We start from the raw sequence: 19,987 nt of genomic DNA on the forward strand, positions 1-19,987 counted from the left end.
CGAACACATTGCTTCCAGGCCATTATCCCGCATCGCAGGACCCAATGACCAACATCGGTTGGCATCGCTTGCGCAACGCGCAGCCGCAAAACCACTCAATTCGGCGATCCAGCTGCGATACTTCGCCGCCCTGTACCGCCTCCGGACGTCTTTTTGTTTGACGCAGGTCACATGCGCGGGGTCCCGGATCTCCGCCATGCTGGCCTGTGCATGCCCATTTTTCGCACTTGGAGGGGACCGACGATGTCCGACACCGTGCTCTACGAGGTGACCGACGCTCTCGCGACGATCACGATCAACCGCCCCGACGCGATGAACGCGATGAACACCGAGGCCAAGGTCGCGCTGCGGGAAGCGGTGCAGGCTGCGGCGGAGGATTCGGGCGTACGGGCCGTGCTGCTGACGGCGACGGGCCGGGCGTTCTGCGTCGGTCAGGACCTCAAGGAGCACGTCGCCTCGCTCACCGCGGACCGGGCCGCGGGCACCGGCAACACGATGAGCACCGTGCAGGAGCACTACAACCCGATCCTGCGGGCGCTGACCGGGATGCGGAAGCCGGTCGTCGCCGGGGTCAACGGGGTCGCCGCGGGCGCGGGCCTCGGTTTCGCGCTCGCCGCCGACTACCGGATCGTCGCGGACAGCGCCACCTTCACCACGTCCTTCGCCGGGGTCGCACTCACCGCCGACTCGGGCGTGTCCTGGACGCTGCCGCGGCTGATCGGCCACGGCCGCGCCGCCGACCTGCTGCTCTTCCCGCGTTCGATCGACGCGCAGGAGGCCCTGGCGCTGGGCATCGCCAACAAGGTCGTACCGTCCGCCGCGCTGGCCGCCGAGGCGACGGCCGTGGCGCGGGCGCTCGCGGAGGGCCCCACGGTGGCGTACGCCGCGCTGAAGGCGTCCCTGTCGTACGGGTCGGAGCACGGCCTGGCCGAGACGCTGGAGAAGGAGGACGAACTCCAGACCCTGGCGGGCGCGTCGGAGGACCACGCGATCGCGGTGCAGGCGTTCATCGACAAGGCGAAGCCGACGTACCTGGGCCGCTGACCTGGTGCTTTTACGTACCGTACGCAGCTGCTACGCACCCTGCGCAGCCATTGCGTACGGTACGTGCGGTCACGTGCGGTCGCCCCGGGCGACGCAGTCCACCAGGTGGTCGTCGACCAGGCCGCAGGCCTGCATCAGGGCGTACGCCGTGGTGGGGCCGACGAAGCGGATGCCGCGCTTCTTGAGGTCCTTGGCGAGGGCCGTCGACTCCGGGGTGACGGCGGGTACGTCCGCGAGCGTGCGGGGCACGGGGCGGCTCGCGGGGTCCGGGGCGTAGGACCAGACGAGACGGTCCAGTTCGCCCTCGTCCCACTGGCTGAGTACCCGTGCGTTGGCGAGGGTGGCCTCGATCTTGGCGCGGTTGCGGATGATGCCGGGGTCGGCGAGGAGGCGGGCCGCGTCGACCTCGGTGAAGTCCGCGACCTCGTCGATCACGAAGCCCGCGAAGGCGGTGCGGAATCCCTCGCGGCGGCGCAGGATCGTCAGCCAGGACAGCCCGGACTGGAACGCCTCCAGGCAGAGCCGCTCGTACAGCGCGTCGTCGCCGTGGACCGGACGGCCCCACTCCGTGTCGTGGTAGGCCGTGTAGTCCTCGGTGGCGAGCCCCCAGGGGCAGCGGAGACCCCCGTCAGGGCCCGGCGAGGCACCGATGCCGGAGTCGGTCATGACTGCGGCTCCCCGGGCGCGGCCGGGCGGGTGCCCGGCTCGGGTGCCTGCTCGGCCGTCGGCCCGGAGACCGGTGCCTCCTCCGGGGCGGGCTCGGCCGGCTTCGTGAAGAGGTCGGGGCCGCCGACCGTCGCGGCCTGGGCGCCCGCGAGGGCCGCTTCCAGTTCGGCGATACGGGCGTCCCGCTCGGCCAGTTCGGCGCCGACCCGGCCCAGGACGTCGTCGACGTCCGCCATCCGGTACCCCCGGGGCGCCAGCGGCAGCCGCAGCGCCTCGATGTCCGCGCGGCCGACCGGGCGGGTCGGTGGCAGCGGGTCCACCAGGTGGTCGGGCCCGGCCTCCGGGAGAGGACCGTCGTCACCGCCGCCGACGACGGCGAGCGTCACGGCGGTGACGACCACCACCATCGCCAAGAGCAAGAACCAGAACACCAGCGTCTCCCCGGGGCATACGGAAACCTTCCGGCCCTGATCGTGCCATGCGGGTGTGACGGTTAAGGTCGCAGACGGCCTGTCGAGGGTCACCAGAGGTCCGTGACTAGGAGGAATCTGCAGATGCTGCGGCTGGGACGGCGCGTTTTCGAGACGCATGAGCCGGTGATCATGGCGATCGTGAACCGCACCCCGGACTCCTTCTACGACCAGGGGGCGACCTTCCGCGACGAGCCCGCGCTGGCCCGGGTGGAGCAGGCGGTGGCGGAGGGGGCCGCCATCATCGACATCGGCGGGGTCAAGGCGGGCCCCGGCGAGGAGGTGACCGCCGAGGAGGAGGCACGGCGCACGGTCGGCTTCGTGGCCGAGGTGCGGCGCAGGTACCCGGACGTCGTCATCAGCGTGGACACCTGGCGGCACGAGGTCGGCGAAGCGGTCTGCGAGGCGGGCGCGGATCTGCTCAACGACGCGTGGGGCGGGGTCGATCCGAAGCTGGCGGAGGTCGCGGCGCGGTACGACGTGGGGCTGGTGTGCACGCACGCGGGGGGCGCGGAGCCGCGTACCAGGCCGCACCGGATCGAGTACGAGGACGTCATGGCGGACATCCTGGACGTGACCGTGGGGCTGGCCGAGCGGGCCGTCTCGCTCGGGGTGCGGCGGGACGCGGTCATGATCGACCCCGGGCACGACTTCGGGAAGAACACGCGGCACAGCCTGGAGGCGACGCGGCGGCTCGGGGAGATGGCGGCGACGGGGTGGCCGGTGCTGGTGTCCCTGTCCAACAAGGACTTCGTCGGGGAGACGCTGGACCGGCCGGTCAAGGAACGGGTGCTCGGGACGCTGGCGACCACGGCGGTCTCGGCGTGGCTGGGGGCGCGGGTGTACCGGGTGCACGAGGTGGCGGAGACGCGGCAGGTGCTGGACATGGTGGCGTCGATTGCGGGGCATCGGGTGCCGGCGGTGGCGCGGAGGGGGTTGGCGTAGGGGCGGCGCCCTACGGCCTGCTGGTCGCGGGCCGTAGGGCGGGGCGGTGGCGAGGGCGTGCGGTCGGGGTGGGGCGTGCCGCGGTGGGGGGCCGCCCCCTTGCCCACCCTTCCCCAAGCTCTTAAGGAGCAGGGGAGACCCCACTGCCCCCGGGGGGCGGCCCCGCTGCCCAAGGAGGCTGGGGGCAGGGGGCAGGGGGCAGGGGGTGGGGACGGAAGCCGCCTCCCTTTACTTGCCTGTTTCCTTGGTTACCAGGGCCACCGCTTCGTCCACGTCGTCCGTGACGTGGAAGAGGAGGAGGTCCTTCTCGGAGGCCTTGCCCTGGGCGATCACCGTGTTGCGCAGCCAGTCGACGAGGCCGCCCCAGTACTCCGTACCGAAGAGGACGATCGGGAAGCGGGTGACCTTCTGGGTCTGGACCAGGGTCAGCGCCTCGAAGAGTTCGTCGAGGGTGCCGAAGCCGCCGGGAAGGACCACGAAGCCTTCCGCGTACTTCACGAACATCGTCTTGCGGACGAAGAAGTAGCGGAAGTTGACCCCGATGTCGACGTGCGGGTTGAGCCCCTGCTCGAAGGGGAGCTCGATGCCGAGGCCGACGGAGACTCCGTTGGCCTCCCTGGCGCCCTTGTTCGCGGCCTCCATCGCACCCGGGCCGCCGCCCGTGATCACCGCGAAGCCCGCCTCGACGAGCGCGCTGCCGATCCGTACTCCCGCGTCGTACTCCGCCGAGCCCGCCGGTGTGCGTGCCGAGCCGAACACGCTGATCGCGCTGGGGAGTTCGGCCAGCGCGCCGAAGCCCTCCACGAACTCCGACTGGATGCGCATGACCCGCCACGGGTCGGTGTGCACCCACTCCGAGTCGCCCTCCGTGTCCAGCAGACGCTGGTCGGTGGTGCCGGGCTGGACCTGTTCCCGGCGGCGCAGGACCGGACCGAGCCGCTGCTCCTCGGGCGTCCGTCCCTCTTCAGGATGCGTCATGCCGTGCTCCCTTCGCTGCCGTACGTTGTCGGGTCAGGGTAGGTCCCCAGATGTGACGAACGGCGAAATTCAGGCCGTCAACCAGGAGTGGAGTCGTTCTTCGCCGTGCAGGATCTTCGCGACCTCCACGTGTTCGTCCCGCTTGTGGGCGAACAGCGGGTCGCCGGGGCCGTAGTTGACCGCGGGGACGCCGAGCGCGCTGAAGCGGGCCACGTCCGTCCAGCCGAACTTCGGGTTGGCCCGGCCGCCGACCGCCGCCATGAACGCGGCGGCCGCCGGGTGCGAGAGGCCGGGCAGGGCCGCCGGGGAGTGGTCGTCCACGACGAAGTCCGCGATGTCGCAGTCCGCGAAGACCTCGCGCACGTGGGCGAGTGCCTCTTCCTGGGAGCGGTCGGGCGCGTAGCGGTAGTTGACCGTCACCGAGCAGGCGTCGGGGATGACGTTGTTGGCGACGCCGCCTTCGACGCGGACCGCGTTGAGGCCCTCGTGGTACTCCAGGCCGTCGATCACCGGGCGGCGCGGTTCGTACGCGGCCAGCCTGGTCAGGATCGGCGCGAGCTTGTGGACGGCGTTGGAGCCCATCCAGCTGCGTGCGGAGTGGGCGCGCTCGCCGGTGGTGTGCAGGATGACCCGCAGGGTGCCCTGGCAGCCGCCCTCGACCTCGCCGTAGGACGGTTCGAGGAGGACCGCGAAGTCGCCCGCGAGCCAGTCGGGGTGGGCTTCGGCGACGTGCCCGAGGCCGTTGAGGTGGGCGGCGACCTCCTCGTTGTCGTAGAAGACGAAGGTGAGGTCGCGGTTGGGCTCGGGGACCGTGGCGGCGATCCGGAGCTGCAGGGCCACGCCGGACTTCATGTCGCTGGTGCCGCAGCCCCACAGGACGCCGTTCTCGTCGAGGCGCGAGGGGACGTTGTCCGCGATCGGGACGGTGTCGATGTGCCCGGCGAGGACCACGCGCTCGGAGCGGCCCAGGTGCGTACGGGCGACGACGTTGTTGCCGTACCGGTCGACGGTCAGGTGCGGGAGTGCGCGCAGCGCCGCCTCGATGGCGTCGGCGAGCGGCTTCTCGTTGCCGCTCTCGGAGCGGAAGTCGACGAGAGCGGCGGTGAGGGCCGCGGCGTCGAGGCTGAGGTCGAGCGGTGCGTCGGTCATGCTTCCGACCCTAACGGGACCCCTCCCCGTCCCCCGGGCCCCGTGGTCGGGCGGGCGGACTGGTGTGCGGGCTCCAGTACCTTGGCCCTGTGTCCCAGCTCCCCCTTCTCTCCTCCCTCCACGGCCGTACCCTCCGCCTCGTCGTAGGCGCCGTCGTACTGCTGGCGCTGGCCGGATACGTAGCGGTGCAGTACTTCGCCGGCGGCCAGTCCTCCACCCGTTGCACGGTGCTCGGCGGCGACGGCACGCAGGGGAGCGGCGCCAGATACGAGCTGACCGCCGAGCAGGCCGTCAACGCCGCGACCATCTCCTCCGTCGGTACGTCGCGGGGCATGCCGGAGCGTGCGGTCACCATCGCCCTGGCGACCGCCCTCCAGGAGTCCGCGCTGCGCAACATCCGGCACGGCGACCGCGATTCGCTCGGCCTGTTCCAGCAGCGTCCTTCGCAGGGCTGGGGCACGGGCGAGCAGATCCTCGACCCCGCGTACTCGGCCGCCCGCTTCTACCAGCACCTCACCGAGGTCCCCGGCTATTCGCGGCTGCCGCTGACGGTGGCCGCGCAGCGGGTGCAGAAGAGCGGTTTCCCGCAGGCGTACGCGAAGCACGAGCCGGACGCGGCGCTGCTCGCCTCGGCGCTCACCGGCCGTACCCCCGCGTCTCTTTCGTGTGAGGCGCGCAGGGGCGGCGACGACGGCAAGCAGGGCGATCCGGCGAAGGTACGGGAGAGCCTGACCGGCGCCTTCGGTGCGGGGGTCCTCCTGCAGACCCGGGCGGCGGGCTCCCCCGCGAGCAGCCCCGTGAGCGGCTCCGCGAGCGGCTCGGCGGGCAGCTCCACGAGTGGCCCCTCGCGCGGCTCCGACGACGCGCGGACCGTCGTGGTGCCCGTCCCGGGGGCGGGCGGCGGCGACCGCGGGGCCGATGCCGGCGGTGCCTTCGCCGAACCCGCCCAGCAGCGCGGCTGGCAGCTGGCGCACTGGGCGATGGCCCACTCCGCCGAGCTCCGCATCACCCGCATCACGTACGCGGGCCACGAATGGAGCTCCCGGCGGGCGGCCGACGGCTGGCAGCGGATCCCGGCGAAAGAGAGCCCGGCAGGTGCCGCCGAGGGCGCCTCCGAGGTCCGGATCAGCACCGCCCCGTAGCGCCCCTTCACGGCACACGCACCGCACACGCACCGTGCACTCACCGGACAACTGCCTGATAACGGGCAGATCACTCCCGGGCCAAGAGCAGGTCACCGTTCGAAAATCGTGCGATCACCCGTCCAGCGGGTCACCCGCAGGGGGGCGCCGGGCCCCGTCGGGCGATCGCACGGCCAACGCCGCGCCCACCTCGGCCGACTCTCTTCAATTCCCTTGGGAATCAAGGGAAGCGGGGCATTCGACCGGTTTCCCGATGCTGCTTGTTTGCCCGTTTTTATCCTCAAAGGATTATGCGCCGCATTGCGAACTCTTTACCTTGCCGCACCGCAACCTCTCCCTCCCCCCGAGCGGTTGTCATGGCGTCCGATCGCCGGACAGACAGCGTCTCCACAACGTCTTCTTCCGCTAAGGAGCACCATGACCCTCCCCCTGGCCCGTCGGATTGCCCGTGCCGCCCTGCTCGGCGCCGCAGGCGCAGTTTCCGTGGTCGGTGCGGCCGGCTCCGCCAGTGCGGCCGACCTCCCGGCGACCCCGAACCTCGGCGGCCTGACCGCGCTGGACGGCGCCGGTCTCGGCAACACCGTCGACGACGCGTCGCAGAAGGCGTCCAACACGGCGGGCGAGACCGGCAGCGCCGCCGTCAAGAAGGCCGTCCCCGCCGCGGGCAAGACCGCCGGCAAGGTCGGCAAGACGGCCACCCCCGCCGCCCAGAAGGCCGCCGGTGACGTCGCGGGCAGCGCCGGTGAGGTCCTCGGCGACACCGCCAAGACGGCCACCGACGGCGGCCTGCCCACCGACGGCCTGGCCGGTGGCGGCCTCCCGGGTGGCGGCGGCCTGCCCGGTGGCGGTCTCCCGGGCGGTGGTGGCCTGCCCGGCGCCGGCAGCCTGGGCGGTCTGCCGATCGGCGGCTAGCCGACCCGCACCGCACACCCAGAGGGGCCCCGGGAGCACGAACTCCCGGGGCCCCTCTGCGATGCGGCGGTTCAGAGCCGTGCGACCGCCGCCGCCACGCGCTCGTCGGTGGCCGTGAAGGCGACGCGTACGAACTGCTCGCCCGCCACCCCGTAGAAGTCCCCCGGCGCCACCAGGATGCCCAGCGACGCGAGGTGCGCGACCGTCTCCCAGCAGTTCTCGCCGCGGGTGACCCACAGGTAGAGGCTGGCCTCGCTGTGCTCGACGCGGAAGCCGTGTGCGACGAGGGCGTCCCGCAGGGCGGTGCGCCGGGCCGCGTACCGCTCGCGCTGCTCGGCCACGTGCGTGTCGTCGCCGAGTGCGGCGACGGTGGCGGCCTGGACCGGGGCGGCGGTCATCATGCCGCCGTGCTTGCGGATCTGCAGCAGGTCGCCGAGGACCGCCGCGTCACCGGCGACGAACGCGGCCCGGTAGCCCGCCAGGTTGGAGCGCTTGGAGAGGGAGTGGACGGCGACGATCCCGTCGTACGTACCGCCGCAGACGTCCTCGTGCAGTACGGAGACCGGCTCGGCCTCCCAGCCCAGCTCCAGGTAGCACTCGTCGGCGACGACCAGCACGCCGTGCTCGCGCGCCCAGGCGACGATCCGGGTCAGCTCGTCCTTGGAGAGGACCCGTCCGGTCGGGTTCGAGGGCGAGTTGAGCCAGAGGAGCTTGAGGCGGGCGGGGTCCAGGTCGGTGGTCGGGTCGTCGTAGACGACGGCCTCCGCGCGGGCGAGGCGGGCGCCCACCTCGTACGTCGGGTAGGCGAGCCGCGGGTAGCCGACCTGGTCGCCGGGGCCGAGCCCGAGCTGGGTCGGCAGCCAGGCCACCAGCTCCTTGGAGCCGACGACCGGAAGGACGTTGGTGTGCTGGACGTCGCGGGCGCCGAGCCTTCGCCCCACCCACTCCACGAGCGCGTCGCGCAGCGCGACCGTGCCCCACACCGTCGGATAGCCCGGCGAGTCCGCGGCGGCGACGAGGGCCTTCTGGATCAGCTCGGGGACCGGGTCGACGGGGGTACCGACGGAGAGGTCCACGATGCCGTCCGGGTGGGCGGCCGCCGTCTTCTTGTACGGCTCCAGCTTGTCCCAGGGGAAGGTGGGCAGGCGGTCGGTGACAGTGCTCACGAAGCTCTTCGCTTTCTCGTAGCTTTCGTACGTACGAGGACGGGTCGGACGGCGATCGGGCGGCACCGGAAAACGCCTCGGTCCCGTACGGCAACGAAGGCCGTACGGGACCGGGGCGACGCTTTCGGCGAACCGCCTGCTTACTGGTTCTGCGGCGGCAGCGCTGCGATGAAGGAGTGGTCGCGCTCGATCAGGCCGAGCTTGGAGGCACCACCGGGCGAGCCGAGCTCGTCGAAGAACTCGACGTTCGCCTTGTAGTAGTCCTTCCACTCCTCCGGGGTGTCGTCCTCGTAGAAGATGGCCTCGACCGGGCAGACCGGCTCACAGGCACCACAGTCGACGCATTCGTCCGGGTGGATGTACAAGGACCGGGAGCCCTCGTAGATGCAGTCGACCGGGCACTCCTCGATGCACGCCTTGTCCTTGACGTCGACACAAGGCTGCGCGATGACGTAGGTCACGCTGTCGTTCCTCCTCGATAGGGCGCGGCGGGCCGAGCTCTCCGGCTCCGTCCACGGGCGCGCGGGAGCGCGGCGTCGTGCGATGCCCGCACCTAGTATCTCCGTTCCCGGGCACGATCCGAACAGGAGGGGTGGAGAGACCTGTGGAATTCACCACCGGCGGACAACTTGAGGTGCGGCTGACACCGGACGACGTGGGCAAACGGGTATCAGTCCGGCGTCTGACCGGGGACTCCGCGCCGGGTGCGCGATTCGCCGACGCGGTCGGCGTTCTCACATCGTGGGACGACGGTGTGCTGTCGATCACACGAAGGAGTGGCGAGACGGTGAGGGTCGACGCGTCGTCGCTGGTCGCGGCCAAGGTGGTGCCCGCGGCGCCCGCCAGGCGGCGCGGTCCCGCGGCGAATTTCCCCGAGCTGGCACGGGTGATGGCGCGCGCTTGGGAACCGGTGGAGAGCGAGTCGATGGGCGGTTGGACACTGCGGGCCGCAGTCCAGGAGGTGCCGCGCGAAGCGCGTCCTGGAGGGGCGGTGGTCGGGCGACGGGTGGGCTTTACCCGGCGCGCCAACTCGGTTCTGCCGCTGGGGGATCCCGGGCTGCCGCTGGACGAGGCGCTGTCGTACGTACGGAAGTGGTACGAGGACCGGGGTCTGCCGCCGTACGTCCAGGTGTCGACCGGCGCCGAGGGCACCCAGGAGGTGCTCGGCGCCGAACTCGCCGGTCGCGGCTGGGAGTCGGAGGTGTCCGCGGAGGTACGGATCGGGGCGCTGGCCCCGGTCGGCGACCTGGAGACGGGCGGGGCCGACGTACGGCTCGCCCGGTCCGCGGACGCGGCGTGGATGTCGCGGTACCAGCGCTCCGAGGTGCCCGGGGCGCATGTGGTGAAGGTGCTGGAGAGCGGGCCCTCGGTGTGGTTCGCGACGGTGCCGGGCGAGGACGGCGGGCGGCCGGCCGCGATCGGGCGGTGCGTGGTGGACGGGCGGTGGGCCGGGTTCGCGGCCGTCGAGGTCGATCCGGCGCACCGGCGGCGCGGACTGGCGACGGCCGTGATGGCCGTACTGGCGCGCAGGGCGCTCGACGAGGGGGCGTCGGCTGCGTGGCTCCAGGTGGAGGACGGCAACACAGGGGCGCGGGGGCTCTATGACGGGATGGGCTTCACAGTCCATCACCGCTACCACCACTACCGGTCCGCACAGACACAGTCCGCATAGACACGGAGCGGGTACGAAGCTGACATGAGCGAATCCTCCCTGGGCCCCGGACTCCCCGACTGGCGGCAGCAGTTCGCCGAGGAGGCGCGGGCCGAACAGCCCGACCTGGCGACGCTGTGCCTGCTGATCGGGGCGGTGGCCGACCCCGGTCTCGGGCAGACCGGTCTCGACGAGGCACAGATCGAACTCGACCGGCTGGCCGGGCTGTTGCCGTTCCGGCCGGTCGGACCCCGGTCGTGGGCGGTGGCACTTGCCGAACTCCTGGGCGCACACTGCGGGTTCGAGGGGGCACCCGCCGACTACCAGCGGCTGGAGTCCTCGCTGCTGCCGGAGGTGCTGCGGCACCGGCGGGGGCTGCCGATCCTGCTGTCCGTGGTGTGGCTCGAAGTGGCCCGGCGGGCCGGGGCCCCGGTGTACGGGGTGGCGCTGCCGGGGCACTTCGTCGTGGGGTTCGGACGTCCTGGCGGGGGCCCCGAGGAGCAGGTGCTGGCCGATCCGTTCGACGCGGGGCGGCTGTTGACGGGGGCGGACGCGGAGCTGCTGGTGGCCGGGGCCACCGGGGAGCCGCTCGATCCGGCGATGCTGCGGGCGGCGGATCCGCTCGACATCGTGCTGCGGATCCTCAACAACATCCGGGCGTGGGCGGCGGCGCGGCCCGAGCGCAGCGACGTACAGCTGTGGGCGGTGGAACTGTCACTCCTGTTGCCCGCCCATCCGGCCAGGCTGCGTTACGAGCGGGCCCAACTGCTCGTACAGCGCGGGGACTTCGCGTCCGGCGCGGTGGAGATGGAGGAGTACGCGGACGTGGTGGAGCCGGTCGAGCCCCTGACGGCGGAGGCGATCAGGGGGCGGGCCAGGGCTGCTCGGGCCCGCCTCAACTGATGTCCCGCAGCGGGCTGGTTACCACTTCACTCCGGCGATCTGCCGGGTGGTGGCGTTCAGCCGGTTGAAGAAGTTCGTCAGGCCGATCCACAGGGTGAGCCCGGCGAGCTGCTTCTCGTTGTAGTGCCCGGCGGCCTCGTTCCACACGTCGTCCGGGACCGGGTCGCTGCGGTCGGCGAGGCGGGTGGCGCACTCGGCGAGGGCGAGGGCGGCCCGCTCGGCGTCGGTGAAGTACGGGGCCTCGCGCCAGACGGCGACGGAGTCGAGGCGCTCGTCGCTCTCCCCGGACTTGCGGGCGTTGGCCGTGCCCATGACGACGCAGACGCTGCATCCGTTGATCTGGCTGACGCGCAGGTGCACCAGTTCCAGCGTCGGCTCGGGCACGTCGCCCTTCTTCGCCACGTCGGCGAGGCCGAGGATGGCGGGCAGGGCTCCGGGGATGACGGTGGCGGGGTTGGCGATACGGGCTTCCACGGCGGGCTCCTTCAGCGGTGCGGAGCGCGGTGTTGCGCTCACACCTCTACGACGGAGCAGCCGTCCCGGATGTGACAGGAAACCGGCCTGATCGAAGAAGAACTTCTGCGGCCCGGGATCGGCCGTCACGGAACGGGCCCGCTCAGAGCCAGCCCTTCTCGCGCGCCACCCGGACGGCCTCGGCCCGGTTGCGGGTGGCCAGCTTCTGGATGGCCGTCGAGAGGTAGTTGCGGACGGTGCCCTGGGAGAGCTGGAGGGCGGCGGCGACCTCGGCGTTGGTCGAGCCGTCGGCGGCCGCCCGCAGGACGTCGCGCTCGCGGTCGGTGAGCGGGTTGGCGCCCCCGGCGAGGGCGGCCGCCGCGAGGGTGGGGTCGATGACGCGCTCGCCCGCGAGCACCTTGCGAACCGCCGCGGCGAGCTGGGCGGCCGGGGCGTCCTTCACCAGGAACGCGTGGGCGCCCGCCTCCATGGCCGTACGGAGATAGCCGGGGCGGCCGAAGGTGGTGAGGACCACGATCTTCAACTCGGGGAGTCCGGCGCTGAGTAGGGCAGCCGCCTCGATACCGGTCAGTCCTGGCATCTCGATGTCCAGGAGGGCCACGTCGACGGGTGTCGCACGGGCCGCCGCCAGCACCTCGTCGCCGCGCGCGACCTGGGCGACCACCTCGATGTCGGGTTCCAGGCCGAGCAGCGCGGCCAGTGCTTCGCGGACCATCGACTGGTCCTCGGCGAGCAGGACCCTGATGGTTTTCGTGCCGGTCATGCTGCGGATCCTAGGTCCTGGCCCAGGCGCGCCCTGGCGGTGAGGGTGAAGCCGGGGGAAGCGGTGCTGGTGTGCACGGTGCCGCCGACCGCGGCGAGGCGTTCCCGCATGCCGTTCAGTCCGTTGCCCGCGCCGTGTCCCGCCGAGGCCCCCTTGCCGTCGTCCTCGACGGTGAGTTCCAGGTACGGGCCGTCCAGGGTCTGGGTCTCGCGCAGCCGCACCGCGCACCGCCGCGCGCCACTGTGCCGTACGACATTGGTGACGGCCTCGCGCAGCGCCCAGGCCAGCGCCTCCTCCTGCGCCGGCGGCAGGTCGCCCGTGAGGTCGGACGGCGGCCCGGCGGGGACCTCGGCGGTGATGCCGGCGGCCGTCAACGCGGTGCGGGCCCCCGCGAGTTCGCCGGGGAGGGTGGCCCGGCGGTAGCCGGTGACGGCTTCCCTCACGTCGACCAGGGCCTGCCTGCTCACCTTCTCGATGTCGGCGACCTGCCGGGCGGCCTGTTCGGGGTGGCCGGGCAGCATCCGGCCCGCGAGTTCGCTCTTGAGTGTGATCAGGGAGAGGGAGTGGCCGAGCAGGTCGTGCAGGTCACGGGCGAGGCGCAGCCGCTCCTCGTTGGCGGCGAGCTGCGCGACGGTGGCCCGGGCCTCTCTCAACTCGATTGTGGTGCGCACCAGTTGGCGCACGCCGGTCATGGCGAAGCCGCCGAGGAGGGTCGGGACGAGGACCCCGCCCAGCGTCGCCCCGAGACCTTCGTGGCCGTGGCGGATGCCGACCAGCAGCAGCGTCGCGGTCACCCCCGGGATCGCCCACCGCGCCTTCCGTATCGGCAGACACGCCCCTGCCGCCACGGAGACGTACACGAAGAGCGTCAGCCAGGGCGGTCCCAGGGTCAGCGAGAGGGCGAGGGAGAGGGCGTACAGGGTGCCGAGGGAGGCCCAGACGGTGAGGCGGGCCAGGGCCTTGGAGGTGTGCCGGAACACCAGGGCGAAGTAGACGCCGACGAAGGCGGCAAGGCCCAGCCAGCCGAGCACGGCGGCCGGGGTCCCGTGCGCGTCGCCGAGGAGGTCGCCGACCGGGGCGCCCATGAAGGCGAGCCAGATGCCGATCCACAGCAGCTTGCCCAGGGCCAGGCGGCGGCTGTCGACCGGCCGCCCGATCGGGGCGAAGGTCTCCCCCGCCGCGTCCCCCGCCGTCTCCCCCGCCATCTCCTCTTTCATGCTTTCGGCTCTTTCATGCCTTCAGTTCTCTCATGCCTTCAGCGTGTCCTTCCGGTACAGCCAGGCCGCGCCGCCCGCGAAGAGGAGGAAGTACCCGGCGAGGACGGCGACGTCCTTCGCGTGCGGGGCGCCGCCCAGCTCGATGGCCTGGCCGAGGGCGGCGTACGCGTGCGTGGGCAGCCATTCGGCGATGTTCTGGAGCCACTGGGGGTAGAGGGTCGCCGGCATCCAGAGGCCGCCCAGGATGGACAGGCCGAAGTAGATGATCATGGTAACGGGGCGTACGGCATCACCGCTGGTGAGGTACCCGAGGGCGACCCCCAGTGCAGCGAAGACGACGCTGCCCGCCCAGATGACGCCGGTGAGCGCGATCCACTGCCAGGCGTCGAGGCGTACGTCCTTGGCGGCCGCTGCGACGACGAAGACGATCACGATGGCGGGCAGCGTGACCACCGCCGAGCCCGCGATCTTCGCGAGGACGTAGCCGCGGCCCGGCAGGCTGGTCAGCCGCAGCTGGCGGACCCAGCCCTTCTCGCGCTCCTTGGCGATGCGCTCGCTGTTGCCCATCAGGACCGAGGTCAGGGCGCCGAAGGAGGCCATGGCGACCATGACGAACAGGGGCATGGTCAGGTCGGTGTCCGGCACCTTCTGATTGCCCGAGGTCCCCGAGATCAGCAGGAAGAGGGCGGAGGGGTAGACGATCGAGAAGAACATGAACTTCTTGTTCCGCAGGGTGCGGCGGACTTCGAGTGCGATGAGGGTGTTCATGCGGACGCCGCTTCCTTCTGGTTGTCTTCGGCTTCGGTGATCGCCACGAAGGCCTGCTCCAGGCCGAGCCCCGCGACTTCGAGGTTGCGGGGGTAGACGCCGAGTCCGTACAGCGCGTGGACGGTGGCGTCGGCGTCGTGCGACTGCATGCGGACGGTGCGGCCCGAGACCTCGACGGCGGAGAGGAACGGCAGCGCGGCCAGGGCGCGTTCGTCGATCGGCTCGGCCAGGTCGAAGGCGATGCGGCGGGCACCGGCCTTCGCCTTGATCTCGGCGGCGGTGCCGTCGGCGAGCAGCCGGCCCTTGTGCAGGACCAGCACCCGGTCGGCGACGGCGTCGGCCTCCTCCAGGTAGTGCGTGGCGAACAGGACGGTACGGCCCTGGTCGGCCTGCTGGCGCATGGTCGCCCAGAAGGCCTGCCGGGAGGTGACGTCCATGCCGGTGGTGGGCTCGTCGAGGACGATCAGGTCGGCGGCGCCGGCGGTCGCGAGGGCGAACCGGACGCGCTGCTCCTGACCTCCGGAGAGCTTGTTGACCATGCGGTCGGCGATCTGGGCGACACCGGCCCGGTCGAGCACGTCCTGTACGGGGTACGGCCTGGGATGCAGGTCGCAGGCGAGCCGGACGATCTCGCGGACCCTGACGTCCTCCATCAGGCCGCCGCTCTGGAGCATCGCGCCGACGCGGCCGTCGGCGACGGCCTGCCGGGGCGTCGTACCGAACAGCCGCACCGTGCCGGAGTCGGCGGGGCGCAGGCCGAGGAGGAGGTCGAGGGCGGTGGACTTGCCGGCGCCGTTGGGGCCGAGGAGGGCGACGGTCTCGCCGGGGTGGAGGTCGAGGGAGAGGTCCGCCACGGCGCGGACCCGGCCGTACGTCTTGCTCACTTCGCTGAAGTGGACGGCTGTAGTGGTCATGGTTCAAGGGTGGCGATTCCCGGCCGCGCGCGGCAGAGACGACCGTCCGCTCTTCGGCATGACAGATGTCATGGGCCGGGACGCGACGGAGCCCCCGTCCCGGTGGGGGGACGGGGGCTCCGAAAGGCCGGCGCAGGCCCGCGGGTGGGCAGTCGGCCACCGACGCCGATCCGCTACGTCGCCTTCAGCGGGATCGTCTGGGTGCGCTCCGCCTGGGTCTTGCCGACCAGCGCCCTGCCCATCGCGTCCCGGACGTCCTCCATGGTGACCGGGCGCTTCGTGCCGTCCGCACTGGTGATCATCACCTGGTCGAACGCCCCGTCGCAGAGCTTCTCCAGGGCCGCCAGGTCGTAGACCGGCACCAGCTTTCCGCCCTGCGGCTTCATCGAGAGGATCTTCGGCAGCGACTTCGCGGGCCCGAACGGGATGCCCTTGCCGCCCGCCATGATCTTGATCTGGCCGGACATGGCGGGCTCGGCGAACTCGTTCATCGCGCGGTCGAGTTCGGCCTGACTGATCGTCGGCTGCTTGGCGACGACGGGCAGTTCGACCGGTACCGTCTTTCCGCTCTGGACCTGCTCGCGGTAGGCGTCCCGCACCTTCTTCATCGAGGCCTGCACGTCAAGTGCCTTGCCCGGCTTGCCCGGCACGGCGACGGGCTTGCCCGTGGAGAAGGTGACGGACGCGTCGGACGCCGTGCCCGAGGTGCCCGCCAGGGAGGTCAGCGCGACGGTCAGCTTCTCCTCGTCGACGGGGATCACCGGCTCGGCGACGCGCTCGCCGCCGAACAGCGAGCCGACCACCGACACCGGGTTGTAGTCGCCGCCGGACGCGCCGCGCACCGTCTCCTGGCTGTCCAGGGACAGACCCGCGTTGCCGGGCGCCAGCTGCGTCTTCCTGCCGTCGACGGTCAGCTGGAGCGGCAGTCCGGCCCGTTTGCCGAGGACCGAGTCGATCTTGACGACCGCCTCGTCCTTGGTGCTGCCGCCGATGTCGACGCCGAGGACCGTGGTCCCCTTCGGTACGTCGGAGTGGTTGAGCAGCAGCCCGGCGCCGTAGACGCCGCCTGCGACGACGACCACGCCCGCGACCAGCAGGACCAGCTTGGAGCGGCCCTTCTTCGCGGGCGCGGCGGGCTTGGGCGCGGGCGGCGGGGCAGGCTGCTCCTCGCGCACGGGCGCGGCCTGGCCGAAGTCGGCGGCGCCCGGCGGATCGGGCAGCCGGGGGTTGAGGTTCGGCCCGCTCGGGAACGAGCTGCGCGGCCCCTCCGGCTGGACCACCGGGATGCCGCTGGTCAAGGTATCGCCCGAGACGTACCCGGGAGGCGTCATCGGACCGGGGCCCGGCGTACCGGGGCCCGGCGTACCGGGGCCCGGCGTACCGGGGCCCGGCGCACCGGGGCCCGGCGCACCGACACCCGGCACCGCTTCCCAGCCCCGTCCCGGCTCGGTTCCGGATCCCGTTCCCTGTCCCTGGCCCTGGCCCGCTCCGGGCCCCGTTTCCGGCAGGTCGTCGCGCGGGTCGGTCTGCGGGGTGAGGACGGCGGTGTCGTCGCTCATGCCGCCGGCGCCGTTCATGCCGGTGAGCGGGTTCGTACCGTACGGAGACGGGGCCGACGCCCCGCCCCTGGGCGTGCCCGCGGCGGGCTCCACGGTCGGCCAGGGGCTCGAACCGGAACCGGAACCGGCGCCGGGAGCGGAACCCGCACCGGGACCCGCACCCGGCATCTGGTGCTGCCCGGTGGTCTCCGGCCCGACGCCGCTCGCGATCGAGCTGAGGCCGCTGACTGGCCCGGTGGTCGGCCCGGACGGCGCGGCAGGACCGGTGGAACCGGCGGGTGCTCCCCCGTCGGCCCCTGTCCCGTCCGTGAAGTACGGCAGTCCGTCACGCTGTCCGCCGCCCTGGGCAGTGGCCGGCGCGGTCGGCGAAGGCGGCGGGGTGACGGGGGCCTTGCGCGGTGCGAACCAGTCGCTCGTCGGCTTCTCGTCACCGGAAGCGGAAGCAGCTCCGGAGCCGGAACCGGAACCGGAACCGTCCGTACCGTCGGTCCCCTTGTCCCGTACGGTCGCCCCCTGCACGCGCGTCGGCAGCGGAGGCTGCCCGGAGGCGGTGGGTGCACCGGCGGCCGGAGCGGCGGCGCCCGACGCGGCGGACGGCGCTGCCGACAGCGGCTCCGAAGGCGGCCACACGGTCTCGCCGGTGGTCTCGCTGCCGCGGCTCCCGTCGCGGCTCCCGTCGGCCGACGGACCGTCACCCTCGCCGTCGTTCATCGGCTTGCGCATGACGACCGGCGGAATCGGACGCGATCCGGGGATGTTGATCCGGATACGGGTCGTCAGCGTCGTCTCGGTCCTGGGCCCGTCCGCCTCCGGAGCCTCGGCGGGCTCGTCGTGCGAGCCCGTGCCGACGCCGTCCTGGCCGTCCGGGTGGAGCGAGGGATACGGGCTGGATCCGTACGGCGGCGTGCCGGAGGGGTAGGCGGCTGATCCGCGCCCCTGCGCGCCGGAGGACGAACTGTCAGTTTCACGACTCAAGGCAGGTTCTCCCGGTTGGCTCCACCGCCCGTTCTCTTGACCATGTGCTGCTGCGGGCGGCTCGGCGGCGCGCACCACCATACTGTCCGCCGCAGGCACCCGCCCCGCGGCCGTGGGAAGGGCACTGGCCGAATTCCGGCAGGAAGTGGTACGTCACTTCCCAAGTCGGGCGGAGGAAGAGCCCGGTTGCGGCAATTGCGGCATGGTGGCGCAGATCACAGCCAGTGCGATGCCGCCCAGCAGGAAGACGCTGGCGCCCGTTCCGCCGCCGAGGAGGCTGTCCCCCTTCGTGCGGCCCACGGCGCCGAGGAGCACGGCGACGGCCCAGCCGATGCCGGGGGCGAGGGCGCCGCTGCGGGTGCCCAGTGCGTACGTACCGCCGTAGAAGAGTCCGCCGGCGGCGAGCAGTGCGAGCAGCAGGCCGAGGGGGAGGAGGACGCCGGAGACGAGGGCGCCCGCGAGGCCGGTGGCGACACCGACGAGGAAGAGGAGCATGTAGAGGGGGGCCCGCGCCCAGTTGCGCCCCGCACGGGGTGCGGTCGCACCCTCGCCCGCGCCCGCCCCCTTCTTCGCCTGCTGGGTCACGGCCTTGGCCCTCGGGGCGGTCATGCGCCGACCCCGGCGAAGAGGTCGGTCTCGACCTCGTCAGCGTTCCCGTCCCCGTCCTCGGCACTGCGCGGCGGGAGCACCCGCTCGTAGTACTCGGTGGTGAAGACCGGCTGGGCGAGCTCGTTGGAGAGCAGGAACCACGGTTCGTGGACGGTGATCTGGGTGGCGTGCGCGCGCATCGCGGCCGACTTCGCGGAGCTGTGGGCGGACCCGTCGATCACGGTGGTGATGTGCTCCTCGCCCACCACACCGGGGACGTCGTCGACCGGTGCGATGCCGGGGAAGCCCGGGTCCTCCTCGCGGAGCCGGGCGAAGGCCGCCTCGGCGACGGGGCGCGGCACGCGGTTCCAGTACACCTTCTCGACGGAGTACGGAACGCCGAAATCCGGACGGTAGGTGGGTTCGGCCGCGAGCTCGGCGGCGCGCATGGCGACGCGGTGCGCCTGGATGTGGTCCGGGTGCCCGTATCCGCCGTCCGGGTCGTAGGTCACCAGTACCTGGGGGCGCACTTCGCGGATCACCGCGACGAGGTACGAGGCAGCGGCGTCGACCTCCGCGTGCCAGAAGGCCCTCTCCGCGTGGTTCTGCGGGGCGCCCATCATCCCGGAGTCACGGAACCGGCCGGCGCCGCCGAGGAAGCGGTGGTCGACGACGCCCAGCTCCTTCATGGCGGCGGCCAGCTCGACGGCCCGGTAGGGACCGAGGGAGTCGTCCCGGTCCGCGGCGAGGTGGGCGAGGGAGGGCGGAATGATCTCGCCCTCCTCGCCCTGGGTGCAGGTCACCAGGGTGACCCGGGCGCCCTCGGCGGCGTACTTGGCCATGGTGGCGCCGTTGTTGATCGACTCGTCGTCGGGGTGTGCGTGCACCAGGAGCAGGCGACGGGAGGGGAGCTCGGTCATGGGGACAGCCTACGAGGTGAGGGCGGTGCCGCCCTTCCTCGCACCCGCTCGCTCCGAGGCCCCCGCTCCTCGGTCCTCACTCCTCGGCCCCGCTCCTCGGCCCCCGCTGCTCAGAAGTGGAAGCCTCCCAGCACCCCGGCCACGTTCGTGGTGACGTCCTTGATCGTGGGCGCGATGGACGAGCTGGCCAGATAGAACCCCAGCAGCATGCAGACCACCGCGTGTCCGGCCTTCAGTCCGGATTTCCGGACCAGCAGGAAGACGACGATCGCCAGCAGCACCACCGCCGAAATCGAGAGTGCCACGGCGGTTCACCTCCACTTAACTACGGTCGGGACAACGGGACGGGACGGGCAGCACGACAGGTGCCAGCAGGTCTATACCCACCTAGCGCTACGGATCATAACTATCCGCATCTACGCATTGATCGGTGCACGGCAGCACGAGGGGCGCACGGGGGGCGGGCAGTTGGGGAGCGTGGCCGAAAACCGCCGTTCTGCGGGCGGGAGTTGGAGCGGTGGCGAGGGCATGCGGTCGGGACAGGGCGTGCCGCAGTGGGGGGCCGCCCCCTTGCCCACCCTTCCCCAAGCTCTTAAGGAGCAGGGGAGACCCCACTGCCCCCCCCGGGGGGCGGCCCCGCTGCCCAAGGAGGCTAGGGGGTGAGGGGCAGGCATTTAGGGGCGCGGGGCTGTACTGGATATGCGGCTCCGCCGCGTGGGCGCGACCAGCCACGACGCACCCGCACGAAGACCACCCACCGCCCGCGCCGAGCGACCCGCACCC

At 72.1% G+C, this 19,987-nt stretch carries 21 protein-coding genes; 6 read left to right on the top strand and 15 right to left on the bottom strand.

Features of this window, described 5'->3' with window-relative positions; genetic code table 11:
- Window positions 1-243: 243 nt before the first annotated feature.
- Window positions 244-1,044 (top strand): enoyl-CoA hydratase/isomerase family protein, encoded by an 801-nt coding sequence (locus tag ACH4SP_RS39235; RefSeq protein ID WP_398422684.1) that lies wholly within the window; start codon window positions 244-246, stop codon window positions 1,042-1,044.
- A 69-nt stretch (window positions 1,045-1,113) separates the two neighbouring features.
- On the opposite strand, the gene ACH4SP_RS39240 is transcribed toward ACH4SP_RS39235, so the two are convergent.
- Together ACH4SP_RS39240 and ACH4SP_RS39245 are read right to left on the bottom strand one after the other, a co-directional pair.
- Window positions 1,114-1,710: a DNA-3-methyladenine glycosylase I gene (locus ACH4SP_RS39240; protein ID WP_398422686.1), complete on the bottom strand. Its 597-nt coding sequence runs from the start codon at window positions 1,708-1,710 to the stop codon at window positions 1,114-1,116.
- Entirely contained in the window at window positions 1,707-2,141 is a 435-nt protein-coding gene (locus tag ACH4SP_RS39245) for a DivIVA domain-containing protein (protein ID WP_398422688.1), read from the bottom strand. The genes ACH4SP_RS39240 and ACH4SP_RS39245 overlap by 4 nt, the downstream gene beginning before the upstream one ends.
- A gap of 123 nt (window positions 2,142-2,264) precedes the next feature.
- On the opposite strand from ACH4SP_RS39245, the gene folP reads away from it, so the two are divergent.
- A complete protein-coding gene (gene folP, locus ACH4SP_RS39250; protein WP_398422843.1) occupies window positions 2,265-3,125 on the top strand; it encodes a dihydropteroate synthase in 861 nt (286 codons plus the stop codon).
- Window positions 3,126-3,353: 228 nt separating this feature from the next.
- Here the strand turns inward: folP and ACH4SP_RS39255 are convergent, their stop codons facing one another.
- Entirely contained in the window at window positions 3,354-4,103 is a 750-nt protein-coding gene (locus ACH4SP_RS39255) for a TIGR00730 family Rossman fold protein (protein WP_398422690.1), read from the bottom strand.
- 69 nt (window positions 4,104-4,172) lie between these two features.
- Window positions 4,173-5,252 (bottom strand): succinyl-diaminopimelate desuccinylase, encoded by a 1,080-nt coding sequence (gene dapE, locus ACH4SP_RS39260; RefSeq protein ID WP_398422692.1) that lies wholly within the window; start codon window positions 5,250-5,252, stop codon window positions 4,173-4,175.
- An 89-nt stretch (window positions 5,253-5,341) separates the two neighbouring features.
- On the opposite strand from dapE, the gene ACH4SP_RS39265 reads away from it, so the two are divergent.
- Both ACH4SP_RS39265 and ACH4SP_RS39270 read left to right on the top strand, forming a co-directional pair.
- Window positions 5,342-6,394 (top strand): hypothetical protein, encoded by a 1,053-nt coding sequence (locus tag ACH4SP_RS39265; RefSeq protein ID WP_398422694.1) that lies wholly within the window; start codon window positions 5,342-5,344, stop codon window positions 6,392-6,394.
- Window positions 6,395-6,811: 417 nt separating this feature from the next.
- Window positions 6,812-7,306: an ATP-binding protein gene (locus tag ACH4SP_RS39270; protein ID WP_398422696.1), complete on the top strand. Its 495-nt coding sequence runs from the start codon at window positions 6,812-6,814 to the stop codon at window positions 7,304-7,306.
- 71 nt (window positions 7,307-7,377) lie between these two features.
- Here ACH4SP_RS39270 and ACH4SP_RS39275 read toward each other — a convergent pair whose 3' ends face one another.
- Both ACH4SP_RS39275 and fdxA read right to left on the bottom strand, forming a co-directional pair.
- Window positions 7,378-8,472 (bottom strand): bifunctional succinyldiaminopimelate transaminase/glutamate-prephenate aminotransferase, encoded by a 1,095-nt coding sequence (locus tag ACH4SP_RS39275; RefSeq protein ID WP_398422698.1) that lies wholly within the window; start codon window positions 8,470-8,472, stop codon window positions 7,378-7,380.
- Window positions 8,473-8,612: 140 nt separating this feature from the next.
- Window positions 8,613-8,933 carry a ferredoxin gene (fdxA, locus tag ACH4SP_RS39280; protein ID WP_016642910.1) on the bottom strand — a complete coding sequence of 107 codons (321 nt, stop codon included), beginning with the start codon at window positions 8,931-8,933 and terminating at the stop codon, window positions 8,613-8,615.
- A gap of 143 nt (window positions 8,934-9,076) precedes the next feature.
- Here fdxA and ACH4SP_RS39285 point away from each other — a divergent pair, with 143 nt between their 5' ends.
- Window positions 9,077-10,144, top strand: coding sequence for a GNAT family N-acetyltransferase (locus tag ACH4SP_RS39285; protein WP_398422700.1), 1,068 nt, complete (start codon window positions 9,077-9,079; stop codon window positions 10,142-10,144).
- Between the two features lie 24 nt (window positions 10,145-10,168).
- Window positions 10,169-11,026, top strand: coding sequence for a transglutaminase-like domain-containing protein (locus ACH4SP_RS39290; RefSeq protein WP_398422701.1), 858 nt, complete (start codon window positions 10,169-10,171; stop codon window positions 11,024-11,026).
- An 18-nt stretch (window positions 11,027-11,044) separates the two neighbouring features.
- Here ACH4SP_RS39290 and ACH4SP_RS39295 read toward each other — a convergent pair whose 3' ends face one another.
- The 9 genes from ACH4SP_RS39295 to ACH4SP_RS39335 all read right to left on the bottom strand — a co-directional run bounded on the left by ACH4SP_RS39295 (window position 11,045) and on the right by ACH4SP_RS39335 (window position 19,509).
- On the bottom strand, window positions 11,045-11,500 hold the full coding sequence (locus ACH4SP_RS39295) for a carboxymuconolactone decarboxylase family protein (protein WP_398422845.1): 456 nt from the start codon (window positions 11,498-11,500) through the stop codon (window positions 11,045-11,047).
- Window positions 11,501-11,642: 142 nt separating this feature from the next.
- Entirely contained in the window at window positions 11,643-12,263 is a 621-nt protein-coding gene (locus ACH4SP_RS39300; protein WP_398422703.1) for a response regulator, read from the bottom strand.
- A complete protein-coding gene (locus tag ACH4SP_RS39305; protein WP_398422705.1) occupies window positions 12,260-13,480 on the bottom strand; it encodes a sensor histidine kinase in 1,221 nt (406 codons plus the stop codon). The genes ACH4SP_RS39300 and ACH4SP_RS39305 overlap by 4 nt, the downstream gene beginning before the upstream one ends.
- Window positions 13,481-13,510: 30 nt before the next feature.
- Window positions 13,511-14,248, bottom strand: a complete 738-nt coding sequence (locus ACH4SP_RS39310) for an ABC transporter permease (protein ID WP_398422707.1) — start codon at window positions 14,246-14,248, stop codon at window positions 13,511-13,513.
- Window positions 14,245-15,162 carry an ABC transporter ATP-binding protein gene (locus ACH4SP_RS39315; protein ID WP_398422709.1) on the bottom strand — a complete coding sequence of 306 codons (918 nt, stop codon included), beginning with the start codon at window positions 15,160-15,162 and terminating at the stop codon, window positions 14,245-14,247. Before ACH4SP_RS39315 ends, ACH4SP_RS39310 begins: the two co-directional genes overlap by 4 nt.
- A gap of 173 nt (window positions 15,163-15,335) precedes the next feature.
- Window positions 15,336-17,696, bottom strand: coding sequence for a peptidoglycan binding domain-containing protein (locus tag ACH4SP_RS39320; RefSeq protein WP_398422711.1), 2,361 nt, complete (start codon window positions 17,694-17,696; stop codon window positions 15,336-15,338).
- A 153-nt stretch (window positions 17,697-17,849) separates the two neighbouring features.
- Window positions 17,850-18,305, bottom strand: a complete 456-nt coding sequence (locus ACH4SP_RS39325) for a DUF6113 family protein (RefSeq protein ID WP_398422713.1) — start codon at window positions 18,303-18,305, stop codon at window positions 17,850-17,852.
- Window positions 18,302-19,204 (bottom strand): N-acetyl-1-D-myo-inositol-2-amino-2-deoxy-alpha-D-glucopyranoside deacetylase, encoded by a 903-nt coding sequence (gene mshB, locus ACH4SP_RS39330; RefSeq protein ID WP_398422714.1) that lies wholly within the window; start codon window positions 19,202-19,204, stop codon window positions 18,302-18,304. Before mshB ends, ACH4SP_RS39325 begins: the two co-directional genes overlap by 4 nt.
- A gap of 110 nt (window positions 19,205-19,314) precedes the next feature.
- On the bottom strand, window positions 19,315-19,509 hold the full coding sequence (locus ACH4SP_RS39335; RefSeq protein ID WP_398422716.1) for a hypothetical protein: 195 nt from the start codon (window positions 19,507-19,509) through the stop codon (window positions 19,315-19,317).
- Window positions 19,510-19,987 lie beyond the last annotated feature (478 nt).

It is taken from the genome of Streptomyces sp. NPDC021093, assembly GCF_044333135.1.
Taxonomy (GTDB): domain Bacteria; phylum Actinomycetota; class Actinomycetes; order Streptomycetales; family Streptomycetaceae; genus Streptomyces.

Coding starts and splice junctions, on each gene's coding strand:
- ACH4SP_RS39300 (WP_398422703.1), bottom strand. CDS start 12,263: ATGACCGGCACGAAAACCATCAGGGTCCTGCTCGCCGAGGACCAGTCG.
- dapE (WP_398422692.1), bottom strand. CDS start 5,252: ATGACCGACGCACCGCTCGACCTCAGCCTCGACGCCGCGGCCCTCACC.
- ACH4SP_RS39305 (WP_398422705.1), bottom strand. CDS start 13,480: ATGAAAGAGGAGATGGCGGGGGAGACGGCGGGGGACGCGGCGGGGGAG.
- mshB (WP_398422714.1), bottom strand. CDS start 19,204: ATGACCGAGCTCCCCTCCCGTCGCCTGCTCCTGGTGCACGCACACCCC.
- ACH4SP_RS39255 (WP_398422690.1), bottom strand. CDS start 4,103: ATGACGCATCCTGAAGAGGGACGGACGCCCGAGGAGCAGCGGCTCGGT.
- ACH4SP_RS39310 (WP_398422707.1), bottom strand. CDS start 14,248: ATGAACACCCTCATCGCACTCGAAGTCCGCCGCACCCTGCGGAACAAG.
- ACH4SP_RS39240 (WP_398422686.1), bottom strand. CDS start 1,710: ATGACCGACTCCGGCATCGGTGCCTCGCCGGGCCCTGACGGGGGTCTC.
- ACH4SP_RS39235 (WP_398422684.1), top strand. CDS start 244: ATGTCCGACACCGTGCTCTACGAGGTGACCGACGCTCTCGCGACGATC.
- ACH4SP_RS39290 (WP_398422701.1), top strand. CDS start 10,169: ATGAGCGAATCCTCCCTGGGCCCCGGACTCCCCGACTGGCGGCAGCAG.
- ACH4SP_RS39325 (WP_398422713.1), bottom strand. CDS start 18,305: ATGACCGCCCCGAGGGCCAAGGCCGTGACCCAGCAGGCGAAGAAGGGG.
- ACH4SP_RS39315 (WP_398422709.1), bottom strand. CDS start 15,162: ATGACCACTACAGCCGTCCACTTCAGCGAAGTGAGCAAGACGTACGGC.
- ACH4SP_RS39270 (WP_398422696.1), top strand. CDS start 6,812: ATGACCCTCCCCCTGGCCCGTCGGATTGCCCGTGCCGCCCTGCTCGGC.
- folP (WP_398422843.1), top strand. CDS start 2,265: ATGCTGCGGCTGGGACGGCGCGTTTTCGAGACGCATGAGCCGGTGATC.